This window comes from Acinetobacter sp. 24-47-67 (genome assembly GCF_056779735.1).
In genome coordinates this window covers 30141-43495 of sequence record NZ_JBWYIK010000001.1, presented here as the reverse complement: position 1 = coordinate 43495, position 13355 = coordinate 30141, and the positions used below count along the sequence as shown (strand labels likewise).

Sequence of the window (13355 nt, the reverse complement as noted above, 5' to 3'; positions counted from 1 at the left end):
ATTTACATCATCCATTCGATTGGGAGATAGGACAAAGACTTGAACATAAATCTCTGAAAACGAGTCGTTTCAGGGTCATGATCATGTATTAACTTTTCTTCACCTCGTTGTTCTTCCCATCTTAAGTTTTGATGTGCATCCAAATGTAGTTGATAGGCAACTTTGGGAAGATTTTCATTTAAAGATTGAGATATCTCTGTTTTAAAATCGGCTGACTCAATGATCAGTCCAAGTTCAGTATTCAAATACGCTGAACGTGGATCAAAATTGAATGTTCCAATAAAAACTTTATCATCTACAGTAAAAAATTTAGCATGAAGCCGCGACGCATTTTTTCCTTTCGCAGGAATAACATTACCCGTCATAATTTCATACCAAGTCCGATCAGACCGTTCAATATAAGGTTTAAACTCGTAAAGTTTTACATCTGACCTTAAGAGTGAGGTTCGATATTTTTGATAAAATGCATGAACAATCGGGACATCATTTGCCAAATATGAGTTTGTTAAAACTCGAACTTTGACATTCTGCTCACTCAATTGTTTGAGTAAAGACTCACCATGAACAGTAGGAACAAAATAGGCAGACACCAAGTTTATTTCTTGAGCAGGTTTCCCCATAATGGATTTGAACTGATTAAACAGCAGTTCATGAGATTGAGCTTTCGCTCTGATTTTATTGGGGCTGTCTGCAACAAAATGAGCTTTAGACCAGCGAATAGGATGTTTTTTTAAATTTTCTTCTAAAAAACGTTCTGCTTGATCAATACGTTTTTTAGTTTCAGCACCTTGAAAATTTTGCTTGGTTGAATAATACGATCTTAAATGCGCCAATTCTTTTTGAGACTCAGGAATTATTTGCTGAATATCATAACTCAGCTCATCATTCCAAAATTGGTGAAACACCGTGTTTGCAGCTGAAACTGATTGCCCTGCAAATAAAATATCCATATCCGCGAATTGAAAATTGTCACTGGCATCAAAATATTCATTACTGATATTACGCCCCCCAGTAACAGCAATCGCTCCGTCAGCAATAATCAGTTTGTTATGCATTCTATGATTGATTTTATTAAAGCGAAACACATAATCCAAAACTCTAAAGCCGCGAAATTTGTAGGGATTGAATAGCTTAATTTCGATATTGGGGTGTTCAGACAATGCACTTAAGGTCGAGTCTAATTGAGTGCCATTTTGATCATCAATTAACAGTCGAACCTTCACATTACGATCAGCTGCTTTAAGTAGGTCAGACAATAAATGCTGACCAATCACATCATTTTCCCAGATATAGTACTGTAAATCGATCGTATGTTGTGCTTCACGTATTAAATGAACACGTGAAGCCATACTCATAAAAGGATCATGAAGCGGTAAGAATGCAGTTAAACCTTGTTCAATATTGCGTTTTGTTTCTGGTGTATTGCTGAGCCAATGTGTGGTATGAGGTTGGATTGGGACTTGTTTTATACTTGTATTCATCGCCAAATTACATCCAGTTAAAATAAAGAATGTGAGTAAACACAATATATATCGCAACATAAGCATCAAAGCTGTCGTTCCTAAATCTTATTATTCAGTTGTATGGCTATAATATCATCAATCAAATAGTTGAATGTTTTTATCAAAAGCGGTTACTGTAACTTATCTGTTAAATCTTAATTTACAAAGGAAGTTTTCATCATGAAATCACGTGCAGCGGTGGCATTCGGTCCAGGTCAGCCATTACAAATTGTTGAATTAGATGTTGCTCCACCACAAGCTGGTGAAGTATTGGTGAAAATTACGCATACAGGTGTTTGTCATACTGATGCATTTACACTTTCTGGTGAAGACCCAGAGGGCGTATTCCCTGCGGTACTGGGTCACGAAGGTGCAGGTATTGTAGTTGAAGTTGGTGAAGGTGTAACCAGTGTAAAACCAGGTGATCATGTCATTCCACTTTATACTGCAGAATGTGGCGAATGTTTGTTCTGCAAATCAAATAAAACAAACTTATGTGTCTCTGTACGTGCCACTCAAGGTAAAGGTGTTATGCCTGATGGAACGACTCGATTCTCGTATAACGGCGAACCTATTTACCATTATATGGGGTGTTCAACATTCAGTGAATACACAGTTGTTGCCGAAGTATCGTTAGCAAAAATTAATCCTGAAGCAAACCCTGAACACGTTTGTTTATTGGGTTGTGGCGTGACGACTGGTATTGGTGCGGTTCACAATACTGCAAAAGTACAGGAAGGTGATACTGTTGCTGTGTTCGGTTTAGGTGGTATTGGTTTAGCAGTTGTTCAAGGTGCTAAACAAGCCAAAGCTGGCCGAATTATTGTAGTGGATACTAATCCAGAAAAATTTAAATTGGCTGAGCAGTTTGGTGCTACAGATTTCCTCAATCCTAAGGACTATGATCAACCTATTCAACAAGTCATTGTAGAGATGACTGGATGGGGTGTTGATCATTCATTTGAGTGTATCGGTAATACAAACGTAATGCGTTCAGCGCTTGAATGTGCACACCGTGGTTGGGGGCAATCTGTCATTATCGGTGTGGCTGGTGCAGGTCAAGAAATCTCAACTCGTCCATTCCAATTAGTGACTGGACGTAAATGGATGGGTACAGCATTTGGTGGTGTAAAAGGTCGTACTCAATTACCAAAAATGGTTGAAGATGCGATGAAGGGTGACATTCAATTAGAACCTTTTGTTACTCATACTATGGGGCTAGAAGACATTAATAAAGCCTTTGACTTAATGCACGAAGGTAAATCAATCCGTACAGTTGTTCATTTTTAATTGGGCAATAAAAAACGGGCGATATGCCCGTTTTTTTGTTTTTAAGCGGTAGCTTTCAAAACTTCTGCAATTGATTCAGCCACATAATCAATATTATTTAAGTTTAATCCTGCTGCACACATACGACCACTACGGACTAAATAAATACCATATTTATCTTTCAGAATATCCACTTGTTCGCCAGTCAAACCTGTATAACTGAACATACCTTGTTGTTTTACTAGATAGCTAAAGTCACGTTCAGGCAGAGCCGCACTCAATTTAGCATTTAACAATTCACGCATTTTAATAATACGTTCACGCATTTCTTGTAATTCAGCTTGCCATTGAGCAGTTAGATCTGCGTTGTTTAACACGTTTTCAACCAACAATGCACCTGTGCTTGCTGGACTAGAATAAATACGGCGTACAGTTGCTTTTAATTGTCCAAGCACTTTTTGAGCAGTAGCTTGATCATCACAGACAAATGTTAAGCCGCCGACACGCTCACCATACAGTGAGAAGATTTTTGAGAATGAATTACTCACAATGAAATTCATACCTGATTTATCTAAAGCACGAATAAGGTATGCATCTTCTTCAAGACCTTTACCGAAACCTTGGTAAGCGATGTCAAGGAATGGAATAAGATCATTCGTCTTAAGTACTTCGATCACTTGATCCCATTCTGCTGGCGTTAAATCTGCACCAGTTGGGTTATGGCAGCAAGGATGAAGCAAAACAATACTTTTTGCTTTTAGTGTTTTTAATTCCTCAAGCATTGCTGGAACGTTAACGCCATTTGTATCAGCATCAAAATAAGGATAGAAATGCGATTGGATACCAGCGCCATTAAAAATTGCGATATGGTTATCCCAAGTTGGCTGACTTACCCAGATATCTGACTCAGGGAAATATTTTTTCAAAAAATCAGCACCAACTTTAAGTGCACCTGAGCCACCAAGTGTTTGAATCGTGACAGCACGACCATCTTTACGCGCTTGACTATCAGGACCTAAAACTAATGCTTGAGTCGCTTCGTTATAAGATTTCAAACCATCCATTGGTAAATAAAGTTTAACTTTATCGTTGCTCGGTTCAATATTTTTGTACGCAGCTTTGACCGCATTTAACTGAGGTACAATACTGTCTTCGTTATAATATAGACCAATACTCAAATTCACTTTTTGAGTACGCTCATCTTTACTATATTCTTCCATAAGTGAAAGAATAGGGTCACCTGCATAAGCATCTACATGATGAAACATGGTCTAAATTTCCTAAAATGTTCAAAGTAAAAAGTTTAATCGGATAATATATATAATTTCCGCACGATCACAAGATCGAATTACAGGACTAATTTTTATAAAACTCAATACTTTTACTTATAACCGAATTTTTTTGATTGTCTTTAATTTACTGAATTATATAAATAAAAATTAAACTAACACTAAAATACAAAATCTACTGTTAGAATTTGAATCACATTTTTAAAGCTATTTGAGTATATATATGCGACTAAATGCTGAGATCACCAAATCAAATGCGAATCAACGTCAACCTGCTCTTGTTCTGATTCATGGTCTTTTTGGTAGTTTATCGAACCTCGGCATGCTCGCGAGAGCATTTCAGGAAACGCATGATGTCATCCAAATTGATTTGCGTAATCACGGTTTATCACCTCATTCTAATCAAATGAGTTATCAACTCATGGCGCAAGATGTTGTAGAAACTTTAGATGATATGAATGTGCAACAATTTCACATCATTGGTCATTCGATGGGGGGGAAAGTTGCCATGCACTTAGCAAACCTTGTACCACATCGAGTAGTTAAGTTGATTGTACTTGATATGGCACCCGTCGCTTATCAAAAATCTCATCATGATCAAATTTTCAAAGCTTTAGAAGAAGTTCAAAAAGCTCAAGTTGTTTCAAGAAAGGAGGCAACCGAGTTGATGCAGAAATATATTAATGAAATTGGCGTTATTCAATTTCTGCTCAAATCTTTCCGCAATGGACAGTGGCTATTTAACTTAGATGCACTTAAACAACAATATTTTCAGATTTTGTCATGGGAACGTCTTAATCCACAATCGAATGAAACTTTGTTTTTAAAAGGAGAATTATCCGATTATATTAATCTCGAGCGCGATAACGATCTTATTCGGTTCCAATATCCTAAAGCTAAATTTGTGACGATTGATGGCACTGGACATTGGTTACATGCAGAAAAACCAAGTGAGGTTATCAAGAACATTAAAGATTTTTTATAATAAATTAATAATAAGTTTAGATTATTTTTATATTAGTCGATACCTACTTAATATAAGTAGGTATTTTTTTTAATTAAAATCGGAATTATGTAATTCTAAGATGTCGAATTATCAAATAAATTCATTATTGTGTCGTATTTCATTATTTTTTATGCATTTTGTCTATTTAATATTCACAAGTGATAAAAATTATGTATCATGCAGAAATGGTATTTGTATTAATTTAATCCATTTAAGTGTTATTATTATCACGTATTTTAAAATTAATGATGATTAATAATCATTATTAACGAAATTTAAATACTGATTAATTAAATTCTAAATTTTTACGCTGATTTTTGTATTCGTCATTTTGATGGGTTGTTATTTTCAAATAGGTGAACTATGAGCATTCTGGATCTGAATAGAGCTGATCATTTACAGTCCAAAGCTGTGCCTTTGCATCTAACACTGTCAGATGACTTTAAATTTGCACTTGATTTACTGCCCAATTTGATTTGGGTCAGTCACACCAACTCAGGGTATTGTAATCTCGCACTTAAACAATATATCGGTGCGGATACGCAAATCTTACGTGACGTAGACTGGCTTAAATTTGTTCATCCTGATGATGCTGAACATCTTTATCAGATTTGGAATGATGCTCAAAAAAACGGTCAGAAATTTGAAAAAGAGTGTCGTATAAAAAATAAATCAGGTGAATATCTTTGGTTCTTAATGCTTGCTGAACCTAAGGTGATTCAATCCAATCAGCAAAATTGGATGATAAGTTGCACAAATATCCATGATCGTACAATCAAAATGCGTGAAACTGCTGAGGCCTTGCGTGCCAATACAGATATGCTCGATGTCAGCGTAGACTGTATAAAAATTATCACACCAGATGGCAAGCTTGAACACATGAACAAATCTGGATGCATGGCATTACTGGGTCAAGAGCGTGTTAAGAAATTTGGAATGGATTGGTTAACGCTGTTACCACCTGAAGTACGTGAACAGGGGGCAAAAGCGATTAAAACAGCAGCTCGAGGGAAGAATGCCCGTTTTGCGGGGATGAGCACACACGGCGATACTGTGATGTATTGGGATAATATTTTAACACCTGTGCATGATGAACAAGGAAATACGACCAGTATTCTCTGTGTATCACGTGATATTACCCGTCAACGTGTTGCCGAAGCTAAACTAAAAATCAGCAGTGAATATGATGATCTGACTGGTCTGATGAATCGTCGTGCCTTCAAAAATAAATTAAAAGCGGCGATTTCACAAGCAAATCGTGAAAAAACACTTATTGGTATGATGTTTATTGATCTCGATCATTTTAAAAACATTAACGATACTTTAGGTCATCCTGCTGGAGATCATCTACTTAAAGTCTTATCTAAACGTCTGCAAAAGAGTTTGGATTGCAAGTGTATTGTTTCACGTCTAGGTGGAGATGAATTTGCAATTATTGTCCCAGGGATGACATCAGAAGAAGAATTACATCAAACCACACAGAAAGTGCTTAAACAAAATATTGCCCCCATCACTTATGCAGGAAAAGTGATTAATAGTGGGATGAGTATTGGATGTGCCATTTATCCTAAAGATGCTCAAGATGTATTCGGATTGATGAAATGTGCGGATACCGCTCTAAATGATCTTAAAGAAAAGGGTCGTGGTGGGTATCGTATGTATGATGACGAAATGTTTGCACTTGCTGAAAAGAAGATGCAACAACTTGATACTGCTCGCTATATCATACAGGACAATTTAATCGAGCCGTATTATCAACCTAAGGTTCGCTTAGATAACTGTCAGCTAATCGGATTTGAGGCTTTGATGCGTTGGCATGATACACAGCAGCAACTTCACTATCCAGCTTCAATCTCAGAAGCGTTTAACGATTATGAGCTGGCCAGTAAAATCAGTGAAATCATGCATCAAAAGATTTTCAGTGACATGGCAGATTGGATGTCTAAGGGCGTTCAACTTGTACCGATCTCAATTAATGCCTCTCCAGTTGAATTCATGCGTGACAATTATGCAGAATTGTTAATTCAACGTTTAGAACGACATCAAATTCCTGCTCATTTAATCGAGGTTGAGATTACAGAACATATTCTGTCTGAGCGTGGAGTAGAATTTGTGATTCGAGCACTACAAAAGCTCAAAAATTATGGTCTTCGAATCTCATTGGATGATTTCGGAACCGGTCATTCTTCAATGACGCATTTAAGAGATTATCCTGTCGACTGTCTCAAGATTGATTATGCTTTTGTGAATCGAATGAATGAGGAGAAGTCAATCAATTCAATTGTAGAGGGCATTGCTAAGCTCGGACCTATTCTGTCATTAGATGTGATCGCAGAAGGTGTCGAAACATGCCAACAGCTCTTAAGTCTTCAGGATGTTGGCTGTGCATATGGTCAAGGCTTTTTATTTAGCCAAGCGATTTGTAAGTCTGAGGCTGAGCAACTGATGCTCAAACAAGTATGTGCTATAAAAGATTGGCTTCCTACAGATAGGCAATAAACCATTGATATATTTGAGTTATGATTGATATAACAATATTTTTTATATAAATTGCTTGTCAATCAGTCTATTTATGCGTATTTTACTTTTAAGGGTTATATTTTAGATAATTTGATGAAAACGACACACTTGATTACTAACGCTTATTATTATTTTTGGCAATTTAACATCTAGTTGCCTAGACGCGTTCGGGCAACAAAAATGTTGCCCATCAAGTTTATACCTGATTGGCAACACCAATCAGGTTTTTTTTCATCTCAACAAATATAGGAGCATCTCATGAAAACATTGAATACTTTTTATTTTAGCAACGGTTATTGGTTCTATTTTAGTCAAGAACAAAACCCAGCCAATAGACACCTCACGCTCAAATAAAAGATAGGGCAATTGCTGCCCAAAGGAATTCAAGATGAATGCAATTAATTCTCAGCTTATAACCACAGCTCAACATACTTTAGAAAAAAAATTAAGCTTACCATTAGAACTAAAATCAGCTTTACCAGTTAGTCCGATATTTTCACTTCAAATTCGTCAACATCGCCAAACAATACAAGACATTTTAGCGGGTCATGATCCACGTTTATTGGTCATTACTGGTCCATGTTCGATTCATGATCCTAAAGCAACCCTCGAATACGCACAAAAATTAAAACAACTGCAAGAACAAGTCAAAGATCAGATTTTCATCGTGATGCGTACTTATATTGAAAAACCTCGCACCACTGTAGGATGGAAAGGCTTCTTGTATGATCCAGATTTAAATGGTTCAGCAGATATGCAAAAAGGACTTGAACAGTCTAGATCACTCTTCATTCAAATTGCTGAAATGGGTTTGCCGTTGGCCACAGAAATCTTAAGCCCAATGGCAACAGGATATTTTGATGATTTGATTTCATGGAGCGCGATTGGGGCGAGAACAAGCGAATCGCAAATTCACCGTGAAATATCTAGCCATATGCCTTATAGCATTGGGTTCAAAAATGGTACAGATGGATCAATCCAAATTGCATTGGATGCCATTCAGTCCGCTTCACAACCGCATCAATTTCTTGGTTTAAGTCAAGATGGTGGTCCAAGCATTTTATCTTCAAAGGGTAATCCGCACGCACATTTGATCTTACGTGGATCGAATCAGGGTACAAATTACCAATTCGCTGAAATTAAAAAGATTCAAGAAAACAATAACCATGTATTACCAGCTTTGATTATTGATTGTAGCCATGGGAATAGTGCTAAAAATCCATTGAATCAACCTGCTGTATTAAAGCAAATTGTGAATGAACGACCTCAAACACAAGTCCGTGGCGTCATGCTAGAAAGCTTTTTAGTCGATGGCAATCAGAAAATTTCTGATCACATGACTTATGGTCAATCAGTGACTGATGGATGCTTGGGTTGGTTAAGTACAGAGCAATTGATTTTGGATGTTGCTCAACAACTCTCCTAATATAATTCATAAAAAAGAACCCATCAAATATGGGTTCTTTTTTTTTTGCCTTTAAGATTTGAATGTTTGTTTAAAGCATTAAATATTTGATGAAACAGCTGAAATAACCTTATATTTCTATTAGTATTTTAAGTATTTAATATTTATAACTTGGGGAAATTAATGTTCAGTAATGAATTACTTAGCGAAGCTCGGCAATTCATGTTCAGATTGCTTAAAAGCGTTTTTGAACATGAGGGATCAGATTTATTTATTTCAGCTGATTTTCCTCCAAGTATGAAACATCAAGGTTCAATGAAGCCTTTAAGTTCTCAAGCTTTGACTGCAGAAAAAACAAAACTATTCGCTTATAGCTTAATGAATGAAAAACAAAGAGCAGAATTTGAGAGTGAATTAGAATGTAATTTTGCCATTAATGTCCCAGATGTATCGCGCTTTCGCGTGAATGTTTTTCAACAGCAACTTAATGTAGGGATGGTCATTCGTACCATTACCTCTGAAATTCCAAACTTTGAAAAGTTGAAATTACCAGAAACATTGAAAGATGTGGTAATGGAAAAGCGAGGTTTAATTCTAGTGGTTGGTGGCACTGGATCGGGTAAATCTACTTCACTTGCTGCCATGATTGATTACCGTAATGAGAACTCAGCAGGGCACATCATTACTGTAGAAGATCCAGTTGAATACGTGCATAAACATAAAAAATCAATGGTCACTCACCGAGAAGTCGGAGTGGACTGTCACTCATGGCATAATGCGCTTAAAAATACACTTCGTCAGGCACCAGATGTAATTTTAATTGGCGAAATCCGTGATACGGAGACCATGGAGCATGCGATCGCTTTTGCAGAGACTGGTCATCTGTGCTTAGGCACGTTACATTCGAATAATGCCAATCAAACCTTGGATCGAATTATCAACTTTTTCCCTGAAGAACGGCGCAATCAGTTGCTTATGGATCTTTCATCAAATATGAAAGCCATTATTTCTCAACGTTTAGTTCGAACTGAAGATGGTGTCGGACGTAGAGCTGCTGTAGAAGTCATGCTAAATACACCTTTAGTTTCTGATTTGATTTTGAAAGGTAACTTTCATGAGTTGAAAGAAATTATGACCAAGTCGCGAGAACTTGGTATGCAAACATTTGACCAAGCATTATTTGATTTATATAACGAAGGTGCGATCAGTTATGATGAAGCCATTCGTAATGCTGACTCTAAAAATGAATTACGTCTACAGATTAAGCTAAAAAGTACACGCGTCCGAGAGAATGCTGAAACCTCTTCACAAACCTTCAGTATGTTTGATGAAGATGCAGAGATCTAATTAAATAAAAAAGCCTTCATCTGAAGGCTTTTTTTTGGACAAATTTTTAGCTATCTAGACCGCTTTAACTTTAGTTTGAACAACGAAGCGGTAAAACAGCAAGCTCAAAAGCGTCAATATCGCGCATAATATATATGCAATCGAATACTGATAGTGTGTGATCACAATACCTAGAATAAAAGAACCTAATGCGATGCCAATATCGTAAAAGGTGTAAAAAGTTGAACTCGCATGTCCAACTCGTTCACGTGCTACAGCTTGAATGGCTTGCGTTTGGAGACATGGCTGTGCAGACCCAAAGCCTATACCAATAAAGACAGCAGATATCAATAATCCGGCAGCAGAATGAATTTGGCTTAGAATGAATAGCCCAATGCTAAAGCTCACAATCGCTGGATAGACAACGTAGGCAGGACCCTTAGAGTCATATAACTTTCCTGTGAAGGGTCTTAGAAGCATCATGGAAATTGCAAAAACAGCAAAGAATAAGCTCGCATAGGTCAATAAATTTTTTGATTCAGCATATGTCGAGATAAAAGACATGATACTTGCATAAGAAAATGAAATGAGCATCGCCATCATCGCAACAGGTAAAGCTTTAATCTCAACAAAATCATGAACACTAATTTTTGTTTTGCGCTTAACAGTTTGAAATTGTGTCTGGATCGGAATCAAAAAGCAGAACAAATAACCAATAAAAACAATTGAAGCTAAAAGTGTAGCCACTGGAATATATCCCCATGGTTGAATGAGAATCAAGCCCAACATGGGTCCTAGTACAATGGCAAGATTGACTGACATGACAAAATAGCCCATGCCTTCACCTTTACGCTGATTTGGAATGAAGTCATTGACGATTGGTATCATGGCAGTGGTCAAAATACTGAACCAAATTCCTTGTAGTAACCGAATGACCAGTAATAGGGTTAGATTATCAGCAAAGATATAAGCGAAAGAGAGCAGTACAAAAAATGACTCAGAGATATAAAGTGCTTTTTTAAGCCCAATCTTCTCGATAATGAGACCGGTAAACGGTCGTATTGCGATCGATGAAGCTAGAAATAAAGTCAGTGCAAGCCCAGCTTGGGTAATATTACCATTTAAATCATTCAGAATATAAATTGGCAATATCGTTGTCTGAGCAAAATAGAAGATGAAAATAAATAAGTTATTAATTAGACACAGAATAAAAGATTTATTCCATAGATGCTCAGCATGTATAGAAGACATAGACAACCTTGAAATATTGAACCATTAAAAGCTTCAATCTGTGCCAAATAAAATTATTTTTGGTTTTGGTCAGCAATGAAGTAGGGAGAGAAGTTGAATTAATTATAATCAAATTACATGAAAATTACATCAAAAAGTGAGCCATTCATCCGAAAATGTATAAATAAAAAACCAGTCCGTAGACTGGTCATAAATATCACAAACCTGATTCATAATCTGTATTTGAGAGAAGTTGTTCTACATCTGCCAAATTAGATGGTTTAATTTTGTAGATCCAGCCTTTGCCATAGGGATCATCATTTACAAAATCTGGATCATCTTCTAGATTTTCATTAATTTCTACAACTACACCACTTACAGGAGCATGAATATCAGAAGCTGTTTTCACAGACTCAACTACACCCGCTTGTTCACCAGCAGTCAATTCACGACCTACTTCAGGTGCTTCTACATAGACAAGATCACCCAATGCATCTTGTGCGTGATCTGAGATCCCAGTAACAACGAGATCACCTTCAATACGTACCCATTCGTGTGTGCGAGCATATTTAAGCTCTGAAGGATGATTCATCACGACTCCTCAATTCGATTTGAAAAATTTTCTTGTGTTATACAGTGTTTTATTTAAAAACGAAAGTTCTATAAATATGGATCTTTACGCCAACTGCTTGGACTTCGACCACTCCAACGTTTAAATGCACGACTGAAATTCGCAACATCTGAATAACCGAGTTCATCTGCGATTTGTTCAAGTGAATAGTCAGTACGTGACAGTAGGGAGGTTGCATGACGATATCGAACTTCATCCACTAAGGTTGAAAAAGAAGTTCCTTCTGCAGCCAACTGACGTTTCAGTGTACGATCAGACATATGCAGGCGATCTGCCACATTTTCAATACTTAAATAGTGCTGTTCAGAATGTGTCAAAATATCGCGAACACGCATTGAAATTCGACGGCGTTCTCCAAGCTCTGATAGTTCTGCTTCACACTGATTAATTGCAATTTGACTGGCAATCGGATCTGCGTTAACCATCTTCAAGCCTAAATAACTTTTATCGAAACTGGCAAGAAAATGAGTCTGGTCAAAATGAATAATCGTTTTAGGGTGTAGACGACTGATGTATTTGTCAAAGCCTTCAGGTTTAGGAAAGTCGAAATTAATTTCGCCATACAAATCATTTATGCCTGTCAGTGCTTTTGCCATGGTAATGACACCAAAAGTCAAAGCCATGACAATTTCAGTTCTCAGCGGTTCAAGATCAATATCACATTGTAACTGCAAAGAAACTTGTTCTGTAAATGTCGAAAAATGAAATTGCAGAAAAGGCATACGCAGTTGTATAAAGCGGTTGGCTAAAATAAGTGCATCAGTAATCTCATTCGAGGTCATAATGGCATAGCCAATAAAACCATGGATAGAAATCCGCATTTGGTTACCAAGATGATAACCAAGAGAACTTTCACCTGTCATTTTGCGCGCGAGAATAATCATCTCATTCGCTACTTGTAGTGGAATTCTAAATTCAGGATCGGCAAGTTGCTCGTTGGTGAATCCAAAGGGAGCGAATAGCGACTCAGCACTATAACCCCAACGAGAAACAACATCTAAAAGTAAGAGTCCATAAACACCTGGAATGCCTAAATCTGGGCGAACTGAAACTGTTTTCATGTGCGATCCATTGCTTTACACAATTTTTTTCATAATTTTTGGTGAAAATAATACTGACATAAATTCCAGATAGAAAATACCAATTTTGTCGGACAAATCTAGTGTGAAACCGATGT

The 13355-nt window shown here is 36.9% G+C and carries 10 protein-coding genes; 5 read left to right on the top strand and 5 right to left on the bottom strand.

Annotated features, from left to right (window positions below; all coding sequences use genetic code 11):
* Positions 1-2: 2 nt before the first annotated feature.
* A complete protein-coding gene (locus AC1M9K_RS00170; RefSeq protein ID WP_481588126.1) occupies positions 3-1547 on the bottom strand; it encodes a phospholipase D family protein in 1545 nt (514 codons plus the stop codon).
* Between the two features lie 135 nt (positions 1548-1682).
* On the opposite strand from AC1M9K_RS00170, the gene AC1M9K_RS00165 reads away from it, so the two are divergent.
* On the top strand, positions 1683-2792 hold the full coding sequence (locus AC1M9K_RS00165) for an S-(hydroxymethyl)glutathione dehydrogenase/class III alcohol dehydrogenase (RefSeq protein ID WP_092766302.1): 1110 nt from the start codon (positions 1683-1685) through the stop codon (positions 2790-2792).
* A gap of 41 nt (positions 2793-2833) precedes the next feature.
* Here the strand turns inward: AC1M9K_RS00165 and AC1M9K_RS00160 are convergent, their stop codons facing one another.
* A complete protein-coding gene (locus tag AC1M9K_RS00160) occupies positions 2834-4039 on the bottom strand; it encodes an amino acid aminotransferase (RefSeq protein WP_035267772.1) in 1206 nt (401 codons plus the stop codon).
* A gap of 244 nt (positions 4040-4283) precedes the next feature.
* On the opposite strand from AC1M9K_RS00160, the gene AC1M9K_RS00155 reads away from it, so the two are divergent.
* From AC1M9K_RS00155 to AC1M9K_RS00140, 4 genes are all read left to right on the top strand, one after another.
* On the top strand, positions 4284-5045 hold the full coding sequence (locus tag AC1M9K_RS00155; protein ID WP_481588125.1) for an alpha/beta fold hydrolase: 762 nt from the start codon (positions 4284-4286) through the stop codon (positions 5043-5045).
* 384 nt (positions 5046-5429) lie between these two features.
* Positions 5430-7565 carry a sensor domain-containing protein gene (locus tag AC1M9K_RS00150; RefSeq protein ID WP_481588124.1) on the top strand — a complete coding sequence of 712 codons (2136 nt, stop codon included), beginning with the start codon at positions 5430-5432 and terminating at the stop codon, positions 7563-7565.
* Between the two features lie 409 nt (positions 7566-7974).
* Positions 7975-9012 (top strand): 3-deoxy-7-phosphoheptulonate synthase, encoded by a 1038-nt coding sequence (locus tag AC1M9K_RS00145; protein ID WP_481588123.1) that lies wholly within the window; start codon positions 7975-7977, stop codon positions 9010-9012.
* A gap of 162 nt (positions 9013-9174) precedes the next feature.
* On the top strand, positions 9175-10338 hold the full coding sequence (locus AC1M9K_RS00140; RefSeq protein ID WP_481588122.1) for a PilT/PilU family type 4a pilus ATPase: 1164 nt from the start codon (positions 9175-9177) through the stop codon (positions 10336-10338).
* Positions 10339-10392: 54 nt separating this feature from the next.
* Here AC1M9K_RS00140 and AC1M9K_RS00135 read toward each other — a convergent pair whose 3' ends face one another.
* The 3 genes from AC1M9K_RS00135 to AC1M9K_RS00125 form a co-directional block, all read right to left on the bottom strand.
* Positions 10393-11568: an MFS transporter gene (locus AC1M9K_RS00135; RefSeq protein ID WP_481588121.1), complete on the bottom strand. Its 1176-nt coding sequence runs from the start codon at positions 11566-11568 to the stop codon at positions 10393-10395.
* A gap of 196 nt (positions 11569-11764) precedes the next feature.
* Entirely contained in the window at positions 11765-12139 is a 375-nt protein-coding gene (gcvH, locus tag AC1M9K_RS00130; RefSeq protein ID WP_035267502.1) for a glycine cleavage system protein GcvH, read from the bottom strand.
* A 68-nt stretch (positions 12140-12207) separates the two neighbouring features.
* On the bottom strand, positions 12208-13239 hold the full coding sequence (locus AC1M9K_RS00125; RefSeq protein WP_035267503.1) for an AraC family transcriptional regulator: 1032 nt from the start codon (positions 13237-13239) through the stop codon (positions 12208-12210).
* Positions 13240-13355: the final 116 nt, after the last annotated feature.